16 protein-coding genes are annotated in these 20062 nt (G+C 53.4%); 4 read left to right on the forward strand and 12 right to left on the reverse strand.

Annotation, left to right across the window (positions count from 1 at the left end; genetic code table 11):
* Positions 1 to 15 precede the first annotated feature (15 nt).
* From VFA09_09420 to VFA09_09455, 8 genes are all read right to left on the reverse strand, one after another.
* On the reverse strand, positions 16 to 2286 hold the full coding sequence (locus VFA09_09420; GenBank protein HZU67487.1) for a transglycosylase domain-containing protein: 2271 nt from the start codon (positions 2284 to 2286) through the stop codon (positions 16 to 18).
* A 273-nt stretch (positions 2287 to 2559) separates the two neighbouring features.
* A complete protein-coding gene (locus VFA09_09425; GenBank protein HZU67488.1) occupies positions 2560 to 5532 on the reverse strand; it encodes a PBP1A family penicillin-binding protein in 2973 nt (990 codons plus the stop codon).
* 168 nt (positions 5533 to 5700) lie between these two features.
* A complete protein-coding gene (locus tag VFA09_09430; GenBank protein HZU67489.1) occupies positions 5701 to 6657 on the reverse strand; it encodes a hypothetical protein in 957 nt (318 codons plus the stop codon).
* Positions 6654 to 7685, reverse strand: coding sequence for a site-specific DNA-methyltransferase (locus VFA09_09435; protein ID HZU67490.1), 1032 nt, complete (start codon positions 7683 to 7685; stop codon positions 6654 to 6656). The genes VFA09_09430 and VFA09_09435 overlap by 4 nt, the downstream gene beginning before the upstream one ends.
* Before the next feature lie 17 nt (positions 7686 to 7702).
* Positions 7703 to 8350, reverse strand: coding sequence for a helix-turn-helix domain-containing protein (locus VFA09_09440; protein ID HZU67491.1), 648 nt, complete (start codon positions 8348 to 8350; stop codon positions 7703 to 7705).
* 162 nt (positions 8351 to 8512) lie between these two features.
* Positions 8513 to 9784: an ATP-binding protein gene (locus tag VFA09_09445; GenBank protein ID HZU67492.1), complete on the reverse strand. Its 1272-nt coding sequence runs from the start codon at positions 9782 to 9784 to the stop codon at positions 8513 to 8515.
* Between the two features lie 362 nt (positions 9785 to 10146).
* Complete coding sequence (locus VFA09_09450) at positions 10147 to 10794, reverse strand: TspO/MBR family protein (protein ID HZU67493.1); 648 nt, start codon at positions 10792 to 10794, stop codon at positions 10147 to 10149.
* A gap of 122 nt (positions 10795 to 10916) precedes the next feature.
* Positions 10917 to 11543, reverse strand: a complete 627-nt coding sequence (locus VFA09_09455; protein HZU67494.1) for an alpha/beta fold hydrolase — start codon at positions 11541 to 11543, stop codon at positions 10917 to 10919.
* 241 nt (positions 11544 to 11784) lie between these two features.
* Here VFA09_09455 and VFA09_09460 point away from each other — a divergent pair, with 241 nt between their 5' ends.
* From VFA09_09460 to VFA09_09470, 3 genes are all read left to right on the forward strand, one after another.
* Complete coding sequence (locus VFA09_09460) at positions 11785 to 12531, forward strand: thymidylate kinase (GenBank protein ID HZU67495.1); 747 nt, start codon at positions 11785 to 11787, stop codon at positions 12529 to 12531.
* 48 nt (positions 12532 to 12579) lie between these two features.
* Positions 12580 to 13275, forward strand: coding sequence for a dTMP kinase (gene tmk / locus VFA09_09465; protein HZU67496.1), 696 nt, complete (start codon positions 12580 to 12582; stop codon positions 13273 to 13275).
* 300 nt (positions 13276 to 13575) lie between these two features.
* Positions 13576 to 14172 (forward strand): Uma2 family endonuclease, encoded by a 597-nt coding sequence (locus VFA09_09470; protein HZU67497.1) that lies wholly within the window; start codon positions 13576 to 13578, stop codon positions 14170 to 14172.
* Between the two features lie 78 nt (positions 14173 to 14250).
* Here VFA09_09470 and VFA09_09475 read toward each other — a convergent pair whose 3' ends face one another.
* The 4 genes from VFA09_09475 to pdxS form a co-directional block, all read right to left on the reverse strand.
* Positions 14251 to 16134, reverse strand: coding sequence for a R3H domain-containing nucleic acid-binding protein (locus VFA09_09475; protein HZU67498.1), 1884 nt, complete (start codon positions 16132 to 16134; stop codon positions 14251 to 14253).
* Positions 16135 to 16145: 11 nt separating this feature from the next.
* On the reverse strand, positions 16146 to 17294 hold the full coding sequence (locus VFA09_09480) for a hypothetical protein (GenBank protein ID HZU67499.1): 1149 nt from the start codon (positions 17292 to 17294) through the stop codon (positions 16146 to 16148).
* Positions 17295 to 17336: 42 nt separating this feature from the next.
* On the reverse strand, positions 17337 to 17948 hold the full coding sequence (gene pdxT / locus VFA09_09485; GenBank protein ID HZU67500.1) for a pyridoxal 5'-phosphate synthase glutaminase subunit PdxT: 612 nt from the start codon (positions 17946 to 17948) through the stop codon (positions 17337 to 17339).
* A gap of 89 nt (positions 17949 to 18037) precedes the next feature.
* Positions 18038 to 18925, reverse strand: coding sequence for a pyridoxal 5'-phosphate synthase lyase subunit PdxS (gene pdxS, locus VFA09_09490; protein HZU67501.1), 888 nt, complete (start codon positions 18923 to 18925; stop codon positions 18038 to 18040).
* Positions 18926 to 19570: 645 nt separating this feature from the next.
* On the opposite strand from pdxS, the gene VFA09_09495 reads away from it, so the two are divergent.
* A complete protein-coding gene (locus VFA09_09495; GenBank protein ID HZU67502.1) occupies positions 19571 to 20032 on the forward strand; it encodes a YbaK/EbsC family protein in 462 nt (153 codons plus the stop codon).
* The last annotated feature ends 30 nt before the right edge of the window (positions 20033 to 20062 follow it).

A 20062-nucleotide genomic window follows, 5' to 3' on the forward strand; every position in this document is an offset into this window, starting at 1 on the left:
CCGCCGCGTCCTGGTTCACAGGTACCAGTTTCCCCCGCTCACACCCGGAATGTACCAGTCGGTGGTCGTCAATCCCTGCGGGTAATGGATAGTTTCTTTTACCAGCCCTCCTGGGTTGGCAAAGTCCGTTACCGGTTTTCCCTGCTCGGCCAGCAGCATGCTGTCGTGCCAGATCGGGCCGGCTCCATCCACGCCCGTAACGTTGATCATCGGCGAGTTGTCGTTGTTGCCCGCCCAGACGCCCAGCACGAAATCGGTCGTGTAGCCCACCGTCCAGTTGTCGTCGAAGTTCTGCGAGGTCCCCGTCTTCACCGCCGCCGGGCGTATTATCCCTGGATTGCCCTGGTAACACTGCAACTGCGTATTGCTGTACAGGTACAGCGCGCTGCATTTGCCGAATTCGAATGTGCGCGAGGCGTTATCGCTCAGCACGCTGGTCATCATATAGGCCACCTGCTTGCTGATGACCCGTGTGCCCTGCGCTGCGAACTGGTAGATCAGGTGGCCCTGCACATCCACAACCGTGTTGATGGCGTGCGGCGGAATGCGCACTCCCCCGTTGGCGAATACCCCGTAAGCAGCCGTCTCGTCCAGCAGGTGAACGCCCAGCGTCCCCAGCACCATCGTATAGTTCGGCGTCCCCGTATAGCCGGTAATACCCATCGCCTCTGCTGTATGCAGCGCATTATCAACACCGACTTTCGTTAAAACCTTCACTGCCGGAATATTGAACGAGTTTTGCAGCGCGTAGCGATAGGTGATCAGGCCGTGATACGTCTGGTCGTAGTTGCTGGGCGAATAGGGTGGCAGGCCGCAGCACATCTGGATGGTGAATGGCCCGTCCATCACCGGCATACCCGGGCTTAGCCCCTGCTCATATGCCGTCGCATAGATGAATGGTTTGAAGGATGACCCCGGCTGCCGGTAGCCCTGCGTTGCCACGTCGAAGGCCCCATATTGCGGGTTGTTGGGGTCGATGTTGCCCAGCAGCGTGCGTATCGCCCCATTGTGGAAGTCGATCAGCACCACCGCGGCATCTGACATATGATGCGCCTGTGCCAGTTCGGCGATGTGTTTTTGCGCGATCTTCAGAATCTGGTTTTGCAATGGCAGATCAAGAGTTGTGGAAACGACCAGTCCCGCGCGCGCCAGGTCACCGGGTTTGACATTCAGCGTGGTTGCCAGTTCGTTTACCGCATAAGCCGCGAAATGCGGCGCCAGGTTATTATGTATGATGCCGCGGTGCAGGAAATGCGGTGAGCTGGCCTCGGTAAGCGCCAGGCGTTCCTGCAACGACGTAATGTAGCCTTGCGCCCGCATTAAGTCCAGCACCTGGTGAATGCGAGCCGCGGCAGACTGGGGATACAAAAAGGGATCGCGCGCGACCGGCGAACTGGGAATACCTGCCAGCATCGCCGCCTGCGCTATGTCAAGCTGGGAGGCCGCGCTTCGCGTAGGCGTATCTTGCAGGTCAAAATAGGTAAAAGCGGCCGCGTCGGCGCCATAGGCCTGCTCGCCATAATAGGTCGTGTTGAGGTACATCGACATGATTTGCTGCTTGCTATAGTAGCGCGTCACCTGCGGCGCCAGGATGATCTCTTGCAGCTTGCGCAGGATGGTATCCTGGTTGCCCACAATATTGTTTTTAATCAATTGCTGCGTGATCGTGCTGCCACCGGAGACGATGTGACCATGCGAGAGATCGGCGATGGCGGCGCGCACGATGCCCGTGATATCGATGCCGGGGTCTGACCAGAAATTCTGATCTTCCGTCGCTACCTCTGCGTTAATCAGGTTCTGCGAAATTTGCGACAGCGGAACGGTCGTCTGCAGTCCCTGATCGACCATCTGGTAGATCATCGTGCCATGCTCGTCGTACATTTTCAGGCTATCTTTGGGCAAGATATCTTCCAGGGTGGTAACCTGCTGCGAGTAGCGCTGCTGCGTCGCTTCAACCGCCGCGGTCAGACCGACCATCAGCCCCGTAACCAGCACCATGATGAGCAGCGCGATAAAGGCCATCGGCAGCATCGTGTACTGCGTGCCCATGCGCTCAACAACGGCATATTGTTCCGCGGAACGACGCAGGTGCCTGCGTTTGATATAGCGGCGCGTGCGCCAGCCGGTGGGAGCCGTTTTGCGATGAGGAACGGGATAATACACGCCCCTGGCAGGTTTTTCAGGCAGCGCATTGAGCCGTTGAGCTGCCGCGGCGCGGCTGGTCACGGGTAACGTAGCCGGTTTCGGGGCATCCTTCACTGTGAGCGAGCGATCTTCTTCTGGCATAGGACCTTCTTTCAGTCACCCCCAGGACATCGAATAAAGGTGTAATGGTCTCATCTCTCCAACCTGTAGGGACAGTGCCTGGTGCCTGTCCTGGCGTCCGGGTGTGGACAGGCACCAGGCACTGTCCCTACAGGTCGAGGGGACGCTTGCGAGTGCCACAATTCCCCTGTCAGGACGAATGGTATCTGCTATTGAAACGAATCAGGAGGCAAACAGGTAGCAAGTGCCCCTATAGGTATAATAGCGCGTTAAATAAGCACTGCAATTGGGAGATTACCACCATCCCGCGTTCGCAGATGATGGCGTATTACCCGCAGGAGGTGGGAAAGCGAAGGTGTAGTCGCCCGGACAATAGGGGCCGGGTACCGGGCCGGATGGAGCAGGCGTAGGCTCAGGATTGGGGCCGGGAGTCCCGGATGCCGTAGGCGTCGGGGATGCAGAGGATGAGGAAAAGTTGGGGACGGTGCCCGGCAGGAACCAGTCCGTCGTTTGCACTCCATCGGGATAGGTAACAGTGGCGCGAACCAGCCCGCCGGGATTGGTAAAGTTGCGTATCGGATGGCCCTTTTCGGCCAGCAGCATCGCATCGTGCCAGATGGGAGCCGCGCCCTGCACGCCGGTAACATCGTACATGGCAGAGTTGTCGTCATTGCCTGCCCACACGCCCATGACGAAATCGGTTGTATAGCCAACGGTCCAGTTATCGCGGAAATTCTGCGTCGTACCTGTTTTGGCGGCTGCCGGTCGCACGACGCCGCGATTGCCCTCGTAGCAATCTTGCTGCGAATTGGAGTAGAGCTGCAGCACATTGCAATCGTAAAATTCGGGGAGCCGGTCGTTGTTATCGCTCAGCACGCTGGTCATCATATAGGCCAGCTGCGGGCTGATGACCTGTTTGCCGGGCGTGAACTGGTGCTGGAAGAGAACCTTGCCGGTGCTGCCGGAGACGATTTTATTGATGGCATAGTAGGGAACGCGCACGCCACCATTGGCAAAGACTCCCATGGCCGAAGTATGATCGATGAGGCGTATGCCAAGGCCGCCCAGCACAAGCGAATAGCCAGGCGTGCCCTCATAGCTGGTGATCCCCATCTTGTAGGCCGTCTGCATAGCGTTATTGATGCCCACGTGTTGCAACACTTTCACGGCGGGCACATTGAGAGAGTTTTGCAAGGCGCAGCGCAGGGTCATATGCCCATGAAAGTGCAGGTCGTAGTTGGAGGGCGAAAAAGTTGGTGGATTAGAATCGGGTACCGGAATCGTGATCGGCGCGTCGTCGATGGCCTGCGCCGGGGAAGCGCCCTGGGCAAAGGCGGTCACATACACATATGGCTTGAAAGATGAACCCGGCTGGCGGTAGGCCGTCGCGACATCGAACTGCCCATCAATGGATGTGTTGTTGTAGTCGATACTACCAAGCAGCGAGATGATGGCCCCGGTATGAAAATCAATCAGCACCTCGGCGGCATTCGTCACATGATGCGTATCGCGCAATTCTGCGATATGCTGCTGCATAATCTTCTGTATCTTGTCCTGCAAACCGATGTCGAGCGTGGTATAGACCCGCATACCGGAGCGTGAGAGGTCGCTGCGTTTGAGGTGAAACATCTGCTCGAGTTGTTCCAGCACAAATTCTGTGAAGTGCGGCGCGCGGTCTTGCAAGGCGGCGGCTGTTTTGAAGAAATGCGGGCCTTGCTCCTCGATGATCGCGCTCTGCGCCTGGAGACGGGTGATGTATCCCTGGCTCACCATCAGATTCAGCACCGTTTCAAAACGCTGCGTAGCGGTCGAGAAATTCAGGGCCGGGTCATATTCCGACGGATTACTGGGAAGCCCGGCCAGCATGGCGGATTGGGCTAAATCCAGTTGCTGCGCGGCTGTTCGACCCGGTGAATCCTGCAAACCGAAGTAGACGGTGGCCGCGGCATCGATTCCATACGCCTGGTGCCCGTAATAGATGCTGTTCAGGTACATTTCCAGGATGTCGCGTTTGGAATACATGCTGTTGAGCTGCGGTGCCAGGATAACTTCCTGCAACTTGCGTATATAGGTTGGATCGTTGCCCACAACCAGGTTTTTGATCAACTGCTGCGTAATCGTGCTGCCACCCTCGACGACCCGCCCATTTTCCAGGTTGGTAATGGCGGCACGAATAATGCCTGCGAGGTCAACGCCCGAATTGATCCAGAAATCCTTATCTTCCGTGGCGACGGTAGCGTTGATTATATAAGGAGAAACCTGGGCGAGCTTGACGGTTGTATGAATGCCATTATCGGCCAGCTGGCCAATCAGTATGCCTTTGCTATCGAAGATTTTGAGGTTATCGAGAGGCAGGAGATCGCGTAATGTGAACAGGTTCTTGCCGTAGGTCTGCTGTGTCGAATTGTAGAAACGATAACTGACATAGGCGCCCGTGCCGCCCAGCGAAAGCAGGACGACCAGCAATGCCAGAATGCTGCTGGCGATAGTCGTCCAGAGACGGCGACGCGAATGGCGCTCATGCGTCCGTGCCGCACGCATATGCTTGCGCGAGAGATGGCGCAGCATTATTTTATGGTGTCGCCGCCGGCGCCTCAAATCTTTAGCGAGCGTGAGGTGCGGGTGATGCGCAGTCCTGCTTGCTCCAATCGCCCGGCCATGGAGCGGATTCGGCATCAGCGGCTCCATAGGCTCGATATTGGCCAGGGATGATGTACTGCTGGAGTTGCTTTCCAATGGCGCTTGTACCCCTTGGGATGCTGCCGGAACAAGATCAGGCTCTGTCCCATTTCCATTAGCTAAAGGCTGGGTCGCCAGGTGGAAAATGTCCCTGAGCGGCTGCGTTTTGAAATGGAAGATGCCTGCTAGCGGCTGGGTTTTATGGGATGTTACTCCTGCCGGCGAGGATTCAGGATTCACAGTTGGTTCCGGTTCTCCGCTCTCCTCTATCTCCCCTGGCTTACTATTTCCGGCGGATTGGCGTCTTGTCACTCGTACATTGCGCATATGCCTGCGCGCGAGATAGCGAAGTACTCGTTGCTGCTGTGGTGTCAGTTCGATTGTTTGCTCGCCCTCTTCTTCGGGAAGTGGCGTGACCGGGTCAAGTTGCGAGGGAACAATGCTTTGCGCATCTATAGCCTGGAGAGGAGCAATAGCGCCTGTATCAGAGGTTGAGGATACAACCGTGCCAGCATTTCCACCGGAAGCCTCTATACCGTTGGACTCGGCCATCGTTTCGCCAGTATCGCCGGGGAGTTCTGCTGCCATGCCCGTATCCTCGCGTTTCTTATTAGCATTATATAGAATGCCTGGGTTTTATAAGACCTGGATAGCGATAAGTGCCGCTTTCCTTTCGCTGCTCCTGATAGAGTAGACGTTATGGATGGGGCAATTTGTTGCATCCAATCGCATACTTATTGCTTACCTCTCTGTATCTCAAGAACTGGAAAGTTTCCAGATATCTCTCACCAGGAACTGTTGGAAATCAAATATTTGCTCCCGTAGGCGGCGATTGACTAACATTTCAGGTCTGGGATCCACATAGTAAACGCCATCTAATTTATTTAACGCAACTGTATAACCGAGGAAATGATTGGTCTTGAATGTAGTATTAACTCCAAAAATACTATTTCCTCTCAAAGCTCGTTGAACGTCATGCAGGAATATTGCTACAACAGGTATATCTCTTCCAATAAATTTGGTTAGCAGATACTTATCGAGGAATATTTTGTCCAGCCGGTCTTTGCTTGTGGTTTTTATTGATCCCACGATTTCTGAATGGCTAATATAATCTGCATCGACTGTCAGAATAGCTTTATTTCGGGAAAAGACGACATCTAACTCATAGGACATATAATAGCCGGCATTATCTGGAATGGGGATGTTAATGGTTCGTGGTTGACACTCAAGCCCAACTTGCTGGATGATCAGGCCTATCAATCTCTCAAATAACTGGCCGATACGCTTCCTCGATTGGTTCGGATTGTGGAATGAGTCACCAATGCTGCCGATAGATTGTTGGATAGTGTAGACTATCTTGCTGATATTATTTGATTTGATGTACTCACTACAACCAGATTTCTCTAGGACGGCCTCCTGGTATTTTTTGAGGTCGAGCAGAAAATCAATAAACGTTTCAAATGTATGATGAAAAACGTCAACGCTTTCGATGAATAAGTCTGTATTAAGTGGGCGGGTTATCTTATGATCATGGGTTTCATCATACTGGTAAAAAAAGTAATTGTGGTGGGTGGGAGAGACTATGCGTGTTAGATTAGCCCTTTCAAGGAAAACTAGAAAGGCTTCGCATAATATCATATAATCGGTCAGATTTTTGAATGCTAGCCTATCCTGGACACTCACCTGTAGATCATTTAAAGTGTAGTCGGTCATCGAATGGACTTCCTTCGTTCAGCATTTTCCTGATCGTACCGAATCCACTTTTCGATGGGCCAGTTTTCTACCAACTCAATTCTTTCTGCTGCCCATCGACAGTACTCAGGTGAAATATCACAGCCTTTCCAGCATCTATTGAGTTGCTCGGATACCACGGCTGTAGTTCCAGAGCCTAAAAAGGGGTCGATTACGAGGTCTCCAGAGTTAGACGAGGCAAGTACTATTTTTCTGAGAAGTTCCTCTGGTTTTTGTGTCGGATGAGGCGTTTTTTCATGCATGCCATTGCATGTGGTTGGAATTTCGATCACGTCTCGAGGTTTTGCTCCTTGCGGATGTGGAGACCACAGCTTGTCTTTAGCTCCATTGCCGTTCCCATATTGGCTCGTTTCGGCCTGCGGATGCTCGGGGTATTTTAGGGTATGTTGCCCATATGGAATACGCACATCATCGATATTGAAGGTGAACACCTTGCTTTTTCTGAAGTGAAGGATACTTTCATGCGAACGGCCCCAATCGGAACCAAGGTTAGCCTTATTCTTATAATGCCAGATCAGCCATTTACAACCCTGAAAATAACGTGAAGCTGGTAGGCGAAGATCGGCCAGAATTTCAGAGAATCCACAAACATAGAGCGTACCTGTTGGTTTCAAGATACGCGCTGCCTGCTCTATCCATTGTAGTGACCAGCTTACATATTTTTCCTGAGACTCGAAGCTATCCCATTCAGCTTTTTTGATATTATATGGAGGATCAGCAAATATCAGGTCTACAGATTCACTTTTAAAAGACTTAAGCCAGATGATAGAATCGCCGCACCATATCTCCCCATGTGGGTGCTGATAATAGACTTCTGGATTGCTTGCTATAAATTGATGTCCCTCTGTTTGTGTAAAGGAGCCTTGTAGCACGGGTTCACCAAAGAAGGTTGGAATCTGTATGTTTCTGGCATAAATAGCTGATGGTTCGTGAAGTTCCTTCTTATCGATTAGCCCAGGCTGTCCTGTTCCCTTTTTTTTATTCATCATTCACCTGCAAAAATTTATCAAGTGTTAACCGGTACCAGCGCCGCTTCGATCAAAGCCGGCAGAATTTCGTTGGTCAAAGCCTGAATCTGGTACAGGCTCTCGACCCAGGGAATATCCTGGTGATCGCGGGTACCCTGAATTTCAGCAAATTGTAACACACTTTCATCAACAAGACTGCGAAAATACAGGAAGGCGCGCACTGCATCGGCAACCGGCACGCGAGAATTACGCGTAATAGAGCCATACTCAATGCCAAGCTGCACAGCATTGGAACGCAATTCGTCACTCGAGGTAGTATTCGTAAGCGCGTGTAACAACAGGTCGAGGACACGCCGTCCCAGAACTCGATATCCCTCGCGAGCCGCGTCGTCGAAATGCGAGTACCACGGGAAGGTATTGAGTGTCCCACCCGTGAAGGCAAAGCGCACGCGGCCAAGAATAGATTGTACCAGCAACTGCGCGGCTGGGTTGGGTTTGCGCTCAACCTCGTGTTGCAGGCGCGCTTCGATATCGGAACGCCGGAAACGTCGATGCCCTCCATTGGTACGCCGCGATGGCAATTCGTTGCGATCAGCCCATAGCCGTACCGTTGCCGGGTGCATACCCAGCATCTCGGCTGCCTGGCGCAGGCTCAACCACTCGTCCTCGGTCTGCGATGATGACATCAGATGATAGCCCTCCTCTAGAATGCGGCTTCCTTCTTCTATTTGGGCTACGCATTTTCTACTCATGTGGCGTCGATCCGGTTGCTTCATTCTATGAGATTCGCTTCATACCGTCAAGGGGCGACTACAAGGGCCTCATTCTCGTGATCGCCCTCTTAACAATCAAGCAGAGGGAATGTCTTTCCGCGAAAGAGGCAAAGTAAAGCTGAATGTGGAACCTGCCCCCAATTTGCTCTCGACCTGCATCGCCCCCCCATGGCGTTTAATGATCTGGTCGGAAATGTAGAGGCCTATTCCCAGACCCGATGACTCTTTATTCGCCAGGCCATGCACCTGGTAGAACCGTTCGAAAACCTTTTCCAGGTGTTCCTCATCAATGCCCAGGCCGAAGTCTTGCACGCTCACCGTCGCATATTCTTGATCGGTAAAGATGCGTACAATCACCCGGTCGGCATAGGGAGAATATTTGATAGCATTGTTCAGCAGATTGATGAGTACCTGCCCGATCCGATCCTTATCTCCATATACCTGCGCGCTTTCTATGCCTTCAACAATAAGCTGGTGTGCCGGTGTGGTTGCTTGCAGGTGTTCGACCGTTTCTCGAACAACCATACCAAGGTCGAAAAGAGTATCGCGAAAGTTGAGCTTGCCCGTCTGTATCCTGGAAATATCCAGCATGTCATTCACCAGGTCAATGAGCTTATTAAGTTGCCCATCCATAATGGTGAGGTAGTAGAGCGCCTGTCCATCTCCTGCTTTCCTGAAGCGATTCTGCAACATCTGCGTGTATCCCTTCAGGCTCGTAATGGGCGATTTGAGTTCGTGGCTGGCCATGCTGAAGAACTCGTCCTTGCGCGTGTCAAACACTTTCAAACGTTCCAGTTGTTCGCGCAACGCCAGTTCTACCTGTTTCTGTTCCGTGATATCAAAAATGATGCCGTCGAAATGCTTTGACCTGCTCTCGTCGTCATCATAGCAGCGCCCACTGGTATGTATCCAGCGCATCTGGCCATCTATTCCGGTAGTGCGGCAGTCCATATCGAAGAGCCCATTTTCCGCGATAGAACGCTCTATGGCCTGCTGTGCCACGGCGCGATCGTCGGGATGCAAGAGTTCATAAAAAATATCAATAGTGACTTCTGCATCCGGTGGCAAGCCGAAGTGCCTTTTGCACATAGTGTTCCATCCTAGCGACTTGAACGGCAGGTCGCAACACCATATGCCTAACCCTAGGGATTCGAGAATTTTGTCAAGATGTCGATGATGATGAGTACCACGAACTTCCTCTTTCTGCGGCCCTGAAAGATTCCCCTGGTGGGTGTTTGAGCGCGTGAAGGAGTAATTTTTGCTCTTACCGGCGCTTTCGAGAGAAAATGCGGGCGGATTCTCTATATGAAGAGAAACGACTTGTTGCTGTGCCATGGCTTCGAACATAGGGAGACTCTAACCTCTCTTTATTTATTAGTACTGGCATACCCGGTCGCTTGATATAGAGAAAGATGCCCGTTAAGCACGAAATATTTCCTGCGAGACGCATTGACCTTCGCTATATAGCGAAAAACATGGCTCAGAAGAGCAACATAAAATAAAGCGAACCTCGCGTGTTTGATCAATCGATGGGTAGGGGTTCCCAACGGCATCGTTCCCTGTCACAATTTATGCTTCCGGCATACATGCCAGAGATAAATTCTATGGAAATCGAAATACTTCTTCCATGAAGATTGTACCATGTTTCTTGTGGAATGTGTGCTGTTTTTGGGGCCAAAATAGGACTATTGGAAAAATTCGTATTTGTTCTATCTCTGCTTTTTAAGCAAAGCCGGATTCGGCGCTACGAACGGTCCCGCATCATAGAAATCATCATGATTCCAGAGTGCCTGGAACGTGGCAGCGGTCAGCGCGATGATAAGCCAGGTGAAAAGCGTCGCCAGAGACAGGGCTGCGCGACTATCCTTTAAGCGGAAAATGGCGACGAAGCCGCTTGCGATGGTCAGCAAAAACATGCTGAGTGTAAGGATAAATGCATTGATGGGTGAGCGTAGACTGAAGTAAGCGGCATTGAATACAACATAGTTCAGCCAGGAAGCGGCTTGTAGGACGAGAAAAGTATCGCGTCCAGAGGTCTTCTCCGGCCGGTTGAGGACGCGCAAATTGCCCCAGATAACCGCAATGTTGTTGATGGTCCAGGCAGGAGCAAACACCCAGGAAGGGGGAGCGAAAATGGACTGATTCAAGTCGTTGAAGTAAGATGGGTTACCGAAAAAATCTTCTCGTAAGCTTTTGCCCGAAGATCCCCTGATGGCGCTTACAAGGCCCGACAGGCCAAAAGTGATTGACTGGATTATGATGTAGAAGATAATACCATGATACCAGCGCCAATCTGACGCTGTCGTACTGGCTCTAGCAGGTTTGATACTTTCGGGTGCAGGCGTTGTAGCAAACATAATCATATCCTCTCCAGTACTGCTTCTCGTTGCTTTTGAATGGATTGGTTATCACGCAACAATCAGCGAAAACATACCTTTCTCTTATGATGATGTACTGGAGAGGTGATATGGGTAAATCGTCACAGCACGAAGTTACGGACGAAGCTGGTAATAATAGCCTGCACTTCGTCGAGGCGTCCCTGGAAAAAGTGATCCGCGCCCTCTACCGCGATCATACTTTTTGGCGCGGGCAGGCGCTCAAACCATTGCACGGCCAGGTCGTAGGGAGCCAGTTCGTCATTCGTTCCCTGGATAATGAGTTTGGGTTTATGGGAATTTTGCAGGTAGTCTCCATCAAACATGCGGGCTGGCACACCCAGGCCAATCATGGCCTGCACACGATCATCGACCGCAGCGACGCGCAGGCCAACATATGAGCCGAACGAAAAGCCTGCCAGCAAAACTGGCAAGCCCGGGTAGCGGCGGCTCAGAAATTCCAATGCGTACCGCACATCGTCCATCTCACCGCGCCCCTCGTCATAGGTGCCCGTGCTGTGCCCCACGCCGCGAAAATTGAAACGCAAGGCCGGCATTCCCAGCGCCTGTAGCGCCTGCGCGACTTTGAAGACAACTTTATTATGCATCGTTCCGCCGCCCAGTGGATGGGGATGGCACACCAGCGCCGTGTAGCGAGGTACAATTCCGTCTTCTTCTGGCTTGAGAATTCCTTCCAGGTAACCGGTAGGGGTCGGTATGTTTACATGCAATATCAGGCTAATGGCTCATCGTTCCTTTCGCGTTTCATTTCGAACACTGGCTTAATCTTCTTCTCATGTTCTATTGTACAACAACTCATGTGATTATGGCATCCTGATCTATAAAAGATTCTCCATCTCTACGCTTGATTGCCCTTGACAAGGAGCAGCCGCTTCACGATAATCCATGCTATACTTTTCTTATCTGATCGGAATGAAGATCATACACACTATGGCAGAAGAAGGCTCTAATATGGAAACGTATGGCACACATGTCTATCCTGGGCGGCTCTTCGTCGTCGAAGGAGTCGATGGCTCAGGGAAAAGCACGCAGATTGCCCTGCTCCGGCAATGGCTGATTAGCGAAGGCTACGCTGTTTTCTTCAGTGAATGGAATTCATCACCCCTGGTAAAAAAGACGACCAGCAAGGGGAAGAAAAAACAACTGCTCACACCCACCACTTTCAGCCTTATCCATGCCACAGATTTCGCGGACCGCACAGAACACGATATCATTCCGCCACTTAAGGCCGGAGCGATTGTGCTCGCCGATCGCTATATCTACACCGCATTCGCTCGCGACGTGGCCCGCAATGTGGACCGCCGCTGGGTGCGAGAATTGTACCGCTTTGCCGTGAAGCCCACCATGGCTTTTTACTACCGCGTGCCGCTAGAAGTTTCACTGAATCGTATCCTGACCGGGCGTACTGAACTCAAATATTACGAGGCGGGCATGGATCTGGGATTGAGCAGTGATCCGCAAGAGAGCTTCAAACTGTTCCAGGAACGTATTGTAAGCGAATACGAATCGATGATTGATGAGTTTGGTCTGACGGTGATGGATGCTACCTTGCCTATTCCTGAGCAGCAGCGCCGTATGCGCAAATTGATTCGTCCATATCTACAAGGTGTGCGTCGCATACGTTCGTCCGCCAAAGAATCGGCCTGGGCCGGTCTGGCGCGCGAGATGCGCCCCTCGCATGAGATTGTAGGGAGATAAGCTGCGTAAGAGCCTGCATTCATCCGGGGCATCGCAGAGAGGATAGCTATGACAAAACTCGCATTTTATGGCATTGATGCCATTCACCTGAAGGAACGTGAAGAGGTCTTACCCGGTCGCTTGATCGTTATTGAAGGAACCGATGGAGTAGGCCGCACAACACAATTACAACTACTGCGTCCCTGGCTTGAGAGCAGCGGCTACGCGGTCGTCGATACCGAAATGACGCGCTCAGTGCTCGCCGGGCCCGGTCTCAAACAGGCCAAAGAGGGGCATACGCTGGGCCCCATCACCCTCAATCTATTCTATGCTACCGATTTTGTCGATCGCTTCGAGAGCCAGATTCTGCCGGCCCTGCGCGCCGGTTTTATCGTGCTGACAGACCGCTACATTTATTCGCTGATAGCTCGCGCGCTTGTGCGGGGAGCCGACCCCCAATGGATTCGCTCCATTTATGGGCTGGCGTTGAAGCCTGACGTTATCTTTTATCTCAAAATAGGCATCGAAGATCTGATCCCGCGTGTATTGCAGCGCGGCGGCTTTGATTACTGGGAATCCGGCATGGATATGCGACTGGGCGCCGACCTGTTCGAAAGCTTCGTTAATTATCAGACGCGGCTGCTCGAACAATTCGATAGGATGTCAGAATCCTATGGTTTTCAGGTCATCGATGCCAGCCAGCCCATCGAAATGATTGCCGAGCAATTGAAACAGCGCGTACTGCCCCTGTTACCCCAGGGGTGAGCGTCAATTCCTGGTGATTCCCAGCATTCCCCAGGACGAGCGGATCCCACGCGGCCTCAGGAGCACGCGAGATTCTTCACTGCGCTCAGAATGACAGGCCCCGGACACAGCCGGTTGTGTCCGGGGCCTGTCATTCTGAGCGCAGGAGCCGAAGCCCTGAGCGCAGCGAACGGGGAAGAAATCTCGGTCCATCTTCTGGAAACTTATAGACAGGATAGCGATGTTTAGGATATAGTAAAGAGCAAATAAACCGGTGTTTCCAGAAATAACCCTTTCCCCGTAGAGAAAGGCAAGGCGACTATGACAACGAATGAAGGACTATCAGTAGTTACTCCTGCTGATTGGGTGCCAGGGCCCCGGCAAGGCTCCTGGACATACGATGATTATGCCGCGCTCCCCGATGATGGGCAGCGTTACGAAATTGTAAATGGCGTCCTGCTTATGACACCTGCGCCCACCCCAAATCATCAATCAATCTCAGGATGGTTGACTTACTACTTAATGATGCATATTCAGCTTGCCGGTCGCGGTCGTGTTTTCCCAGGCCCCGTAGATGTAGAATTAGGCCCAAAGGATGTGTTTGAGCCTGATGTCGTCGTCTTGCTCAATGCGCACCTGCATAAAGTGGGACCGAAGAGGATTATCGGCGCGCCCGACCTGGTGGTAGAGATTGCGTCTCCAGGCACTGCTACCCTGGATCGGATCAGCAAGTATGAAGTCTACGCCCGCTATGGCGTGCCTGAGTATTGGATTGTGAAGCCCACCGACCGCACCATTGAAGTAATGATATTAGAAAACGGGGAATACTATTCGGCCGGCATCTTCCGTGCAGAGCAGGTATTGCCGTCTCGAATCGTGCCCGAGTTACCGGTTTGTGTCGAGCAATTCTTCTTGTAGTCACTCCAAAAAGGAAACGAGGCCATGACCCGCACCTGATGGAGGTCATGGCCTCGTTTCCCTTCTTGATTTCGGATATTATGATTCCCGCGAGCGGAAAATCTTCACCCGGCGGTTGGGTTCCTTCCCACGGCTGCGCGAGATCAGGTTGTAGCGAGTCGCCATCTGGTGCTGCAATCTACGGATATAGGCATTGGCGGGAGCAAGTTCAGCCGTCGTCAGGCCCTTGTTGAGAACCTGGTGAATGGCGTCTTCCGTCTCTAACAGCGCCCGCATGGTTTGATCGTCGGAGACCGGAGAACTCCTCTCGTCGTCCGCTTCATCCCCGTCTTCCTCCGCCGAGGTATCGACGGGCAGGTCGAAGATGCGCGCCAGGGCATGCTGCATCTGGGCGACCGTATTGTTCTTCAGGATGATGATCATTTTGCGATCATCTTCCGCTTCCTGCAAGCGTTCCGGTTGGCGGCGATAATAGTTTTTCAGCGTGATAATCGCATCGGCATCAGCCTGGTTGTTGGTCACAATGATGGGTACGTGCAGCTGGCGCGCGGACTCCGCCAGGCGGTCGCGACTGACCCCAAACGGGTAGATGCGGAGCGTCTTCATGATCGGCAGGCGCTCCTCCGCCTCGTCAGGCGCGTAGATACCCTCCGAGAGCAACTGTGGTCGCTCCCGTTCAACTGCGACAAATCCGCCACCGTTCTGTCGCTGTACCTCACCAGGAGCAGTACCGGTAGGCGCCAGCGCCCTTACCTGTAGTTGTTGATTGCGATTGCTGCCACTGGTTTCACGCGCTCCCTGCTGGGGCATGCGCCGAACCGTATTTCCACCCCCATTGCCTCCCCAGGCAGGACTGTAAGGGCTGGAGCGATCAAAAGTGCTGGCGGAACCCGGCGAGCGCGCTATACCGCCGCCGAAGCCCTCGATACCCCAGGTTGGCACATCCATGCCGCCCGAAGTAATACGGCGGGCACTCACACGCCCCGTCTCCTCATCTCGCGTGCGCTCCTCGGCTACAATGGTCTGACCGCGCAGCATGCTGTCCACGGTATCCGCGACATCGCGATGGACGATCAGTTCCTGCCAGCTCTGTTGTTCGACGACCACATCGAAAGTCGGAGGCGCTTTACGCTCGAGGATACTCTTCTGCGTGTGGCGCCGCCGCGCCTCCTCGTCGCCCAGGGTGACGGTTTGTATGCCGCCCACCAGGTCCGAGAGGGTCGGGTTTACGAGCAGGTTGCCCAGCGAATTACCATGCGCGGTCGCGACCAGCTGCACGCCGCGTTCCGCGATAGTTCTGGCGGCCGCGGCCTCCAGCTCGGTACCAATTTCGTCTATAACAATGACCTGCGGCATATGGTTTTCCACTGCCTCGATCATCACAGCGTGCTGTTCCGCCGTGCGAGCCACCTGCATGCGGCGCGCTCGCCCGATGCCAGGATGCGGGATATCCCCATCACCGGCAATTTCATTGGATGTATCTACCACCACCACGCGCTTGTTGGCTTCGTCCGCCAGAACGCGGGCGATTTCACGCAGCAGAGTGGTTTTGCCCACACCAGGGCGACCGAGTATCAAGATGGATTGGCCTTGCTCGACAATATCACGAATGAGGGCGATACTGCCGAGTACCGCGCGACCAATACGGCAGGTCAGGCCGACTATTTTACCTTTTCGATTGCGTAATGCGCTGATACGATGCAGGGTGCGCTCGATACCGGCGCGGTTGTCGTCACCAAATTCACCGATACGCTCGACCACGTATTCGAGATCGGCGTAGGTCACTGGCTGAGTACTTAGGATCACCTCCCCTTCTGGGAACCGTCCCTCGGGCAAGCGCCCCAGGTCCATTACGATCTCTAGCAGTTCGCTTCGGTTGTCGAGCCGATTGACCGCGTCGTGGATCTCCGGTGGCAAAGCAACCAGCAGAGCTTCCAGATCGTCAGTGATCATTTGTTGCATAGGCAGTTCTATCACCTCATTGACTGGCGTGAATTGACTGTTCCCAGCCCTTTCACTCCGTAGGCCACTCGTTGCTCCATTGCGGGAACGGTGCGCGGGTTCATAGCCAGCATCGCTATGTGCCGCACGAGCAATGCCCTGGTCGAGACTTGCTCGAAGCCGCTGGAACGCAGAGCGGTTATAACGAAGGAGTCGTATTCCCGCACCTGGCAATAGATGGGGCGCGTGCTTCCTTCCAAAAGCCGGCGCATACCAAACCGGATGATGGGTTCAGCCAGCTCGGTATGTTCAGGATGTACGATAAGCGAGACCTGGTGCGGCCCCGGTCCTTGTCCCCGGCGGATACGCAGCCAGGCGCCTAATCGAACGCCAGCATCGTACACGTAGTTCTCATCGCCCCGCGAAAGAAACGATGGCAACGGACGCAGCGAGCCGACGTAAAGCTTCGCAAATTCTTCACTCTTCTCCAACATCTCCGCCATCTGTACCCGTTGCGGGGTTGTGGCCTTGTAAAGTTGGTGCAATCCCCACACGTGGTGGCGATTCCAGCGTCGTAGTGAAGGTGGGTTCCGTCTAATTGAACCCGCAGGTTGGTCACATGCCTCTGACGCGCCATCCGTAGCGGCAACACTTGTGGCCGCCCCCTCGGAAGCTTCTGTCTCCCCCTCACCGGAATCGCTCATTGGCAATTCCACTGTTGGGTCGAAGACATACGTCAATTGACGGGCGTAACGCTGAAAACCAGCTTTCTGGAAAAGCTCCATTTCTGGAATTTCATCGTCAACCTTTGCAAAAATACGGAGAATGCCATGCGTTGCTGCGATCTCCAGAATATAATCAAGCAGCGCCGTCAGCACTTCATCGCTGGGAATGCTGCTATTAACCATCGAAGCAAGATACGAGAGGTCCCATGTCATGCCGGATGGACGCTCTCGCACCTGGCCGAATCCTAAGATATGCCAGTGATTCTCACAGATCCATGTGCGTGAGGCCGGGTTGAGTGGGAAGATGTTTCTCAGGATAGGCGGCAGGAGAATACGATTTTCCTCCGGTTCGAGCCAACATACGAAGTTGGCAAACTCGTGCTGTTTGCTGCGAGCCCGGCGGTCAATGGCGTAGATGATTCCCGGCAGATCAACGTATAGTACCGGTCGTATCATCCAGTGCTCCCGCGTCCAGTTGGGGCAAAGTCCTCGTCAATGTCACCCCTTGACGCTCTGTACTATGCGGAGAAAGTAGTTATGGAAACGTGGGTCTCCCGAAACCTCCGGGTGAAATGCCGTACCGAGTATGGGTCCTTGACGGACGGCGACGATGGATCCATCGTCGAGCGTTGCCAGCACCTCTACCTCCGGGCCTACCTCCTCGATGACGGGGCCGCGGATGAAGAATGCGTGGAATGGCGCTTCTCCTAATACCGGCACAGAAAGATCAGTCTCGAAACTTTCCCGCTGGCTGCCAAACGCATTACGACGAACGCGAATATCCAGAGTGGCCAGCAAAGGCTGGCCTGCGAGTGCGTTTTCCGTCTCCCGCGCTAGTAAGATCAATCCTGCACAGGTTCCCCAAACGGGGAAGCCTTCCCGAATCCTTTGTCGTATCGGTTCCTGCAAACCGTACAACACCATCAACTTGCCAATCGTGGTACTTTCACCACCTGGTATTATTATACCATCTAATTCGTCCAAATGCACCGGTAGTCGAACAGCTTTTGCCTCAACTCCGAGTTCGGCGAGCATTTTCATATGGGCCTCAAAATCACCCTGCAATGCCAATACACCGATACGCACTGTTTTTGAGTTTGACGTTGTCATAGTATACCTGCCTTCGTAAAGGTTTTCTACATCATGCATCCCAGCCAGGAACCTGACTGGGATGCATGATGTAGAAAACCTTTACCGTTTCACCATCCGCGCCGTGCCATCAGTTCCTGCTCGGGCAGTTGATCCAGGTTAATACCTACCATCGGCTCACCCAGGTTTCTGGACACCTCGGCCAGGATTTCAGGGTCCTGGAAATGAGTCGTCGCGCGCACAATCGCCTTGGCGCGCGCTAGCGGATTGCCCGACTTAAAAATGCCTGAGCCAACAAAGATACCCTCGGCTCCCAAACGCATCATCAATGCGGCATCAGCCGGTGTCGCCACGCCGCCCGCGGAGAAGTTCACGACCGGCAGCTTGCCTTTTTCCGCGACCTCGCGCACCAGCTCGTATGGCGCGCCAAGATTCTTGGCCTCGGTCATCAACTCTTCTTCTGGCAGCATTTGCAGGCGGCGAATTCCGTCCATAATTGCTCGCATATGCCGCACTGCTTCGACGATGTTGCCCGTTCCGGCCTCGCCCTTGGTGCGAATCATAGCCGCTCCCTCGCCGATACGCCGCAGCGCCTCGCCAAGGTCGCGCGCCCCGCACACAAATGGAACGGGGAAGAGATGCTTATTGACATGGAAACGTTCATCCGCCGGGGTCAGCACCTCGGACTCATCGATGCAATCTACACCGATGGCCTGGAGAATTTCAGCCTCGACAAAATGCCCAATGCGGCACTTCGCCATCACCGGAATAGTAACCGCCTCTTTAATCTGAATAATGAGTTCGGGGTCGCTCATGCGCGCGACGCCACCGTGCGCGCGAATATCCGCCGGCACGCGCTCCAGTGCCATCACCGCGGATGCTCCGGCCTCTTCCGCGATACGCGCCTGGTCCGCGTTCACCACATCGCAGATCACTCCGCCCTTGAGCATCTCCGGGAAAGCGCGCTTGACATCTACTGTTCCTGTTTGTTTCTGCATAATCAATGGTCTCCTGGCTAATCAATTAGTGTATGAGTGTAACGTTTGTACTAGATTAGAAATATTGTATCATATCGGTTTGGGGGCCGCTACAGCCAAGTGAGGGTAAGAGTGCCAGCCATCAACGACCCTACCATCTGTTAATCTTCGTCAATCTCATAATGAGTTTTGATAAATAGTCCGGCAATCCGGCGATGAATCGGCCCTACGGCTCTCCCGTAGGGGCCGATTCATCGCGCCCAGCGCCGATTGATCGGCCCCGCGTCCCTTACCACGGTAGTTTATGAACAACCATTATCCCTCATATCCATATATACAAACATGCCTGGGTGGATATTACATTCCCTGTTTCGAAGATGGCGCTGCTTGCGGACGAGCTCCACGTAGTATACTTCTATGGGAGAGTATTGTTCTGATGATTCCCCAGGGGCTGGACAGAGATTCTTCGCTGCGCTCAGAATGACATGGCCCAGGATGAATGAGGGGGCAGAGATTCTTCGCTGCCCCCTCATTCATCCTGGGCCACCCCATCTGAACTGACGGGCTGCTGAGGAATCCCTGGAGTGCCGGTTGCTTGAGATATAGCAGGATATTTGCTAGTATAAGCAACAACAAAATCACGCAAAGAACGGACGGATCAGTAGCATGAGCGTATTTGAACAAATCCTGGCGCTCTTAGAAGAGCATCATATCCCCTACAGGCTCACGGAACACGAACCCGTGCGTACAAGCGAACAGGCAGCCAGGGTTCGCGGTGCGGAGCTCAAAACCGGGGCCAAAGCCATGATCGTGCGAGGCAAAGACAACTACTATCTGCTCGTTTTGCCCGCCGACAGGCAGATTGACTGGAAGCGCGTACGCGCCATATTGCATGTAAGCAACCTGAGATTTGCCACAGAGGAAGAGGCCGAGCGCGTCGCGCACGTCAAAATGGGCAGCGTCCCACCTTTCGGCAACATATTGGGGCTTCCGACTTACTTCGATGAAAGCCTTTTCGAGAACGATGTGGTAAACTTTAATCCTGGAAGTACCACACATTCGATTGCGATGAAAAGCGCCGATTTGCGCACATTAGTCTCGCCCATCATCGCCTCTTTCGTAAAGTAGGAGCGGAACACAAGTAAAGGGAAGCAATTT

Source organism: Ktedonobacteraceae bacterium (assembly GCA_035653615.1).
Taxonomy (GTDB): Bacteria; Chloroflexota; Ktedonobacteria; order Ktedonobacterales; family Ktedonobacteraceae; genus DASRBN01.

Coding starts and splice junctions, on each gene's coding strand:
- VFA09_09430 (HZU67489.1), bottom strand. CDS start 6,657: ATGACCGACTACACTTTAAATGATCTACAGGTGAGTGTCCAGGATAGG.
- VFA09_09445 (HZU67492.1), bottom strand. CDS start 9,784: ATGTTCGAAGCCATGGCACAGCAACAAGTCGTTTCTCTTCATATAGAG.
- VFA09_09470 (HZU67497.1), top strand. CDS start 13,576: ATGACAACGAATGAAGGACTATCAGTAGTTACTCCTGCTGATTGGGTG.
- VFA09_09475 (HZU67498.1), bottom strand. CDS start 16,134: ATGCAACAAATGATCACTGACGATCTGGAAGCTCTGCTGGTTGCTTTG.
- pdxS (HZU67501.1), bottom strand. CDS start 18,925: ATGCAGAAACAAACAGGAACAGTAGATGTCAAGCGCGCTTTCCCGGAG.
- VFA09_09450 (HZU67493.1), bottom strand. CDS start 10,794: ATGTTTGCTACAACGCCTGCACCCGAAAGTATCAAACCTGCTAGAGCC.
- VFA09_09460 (HZU67495.1), top strand. CDS start 11,785: ATGGAAACGTATGGCACACATGTCTATCCTGGGCGGCTCTTCGTCGTC.
- VFA09_09495 (HZU67502.1), top strand. CDS start 19,571: ATGAGCGTATTTGAACAAATCCTGGCGCTCTTAGAAGAGCATCATATC.
- tmk (HZU67496.1), top strand. CDS start 12,580: ATGACAAAACTCGCATTTTATGGCATTGATGCCATTCACCTGAAGGAA.
- VFA09_09420 (HZU67487.1), bottom strand. CDS start 2,286: ATGCCAGAAGAAGATCGCTCGCTCACAGTGAAGGATGCCCCGAAACCG.
- VFA09_09480 (HZU67499.1), bottom strand. CDS start 17,294: ATGATACGACCGGTACTATACGTTGATCTGCCGGGAATCATCTACGCC.
- VFA09_09435 (HZU67490.1), bottom strand. CDS start 7,685: ATGATGAATAAAAAAAAGGGAACAGGACAGCCTGGGCTAATCGATAAG.
- VFA09_09425 (HZU67488.1), bottom strand. CDS start 5,532: ATGGCAGCAGAACTCCCCGGCGATACTGGCGAAACGATGGCCGAGTCC.
- pdxT (HZU67500.1), bottom strand. CDS start 17,948: ATGACAACGTCAAACTCAAAAACAGTGCGTATCGGTGTATTGGCATTG.
- VFA09_09440 (HZU67491.1), bottom strand. CDS start 8,350: ATGTCATCATCGCAGACCGAGGACGAGTGGTTGAGCCTGCGCCAGGCA.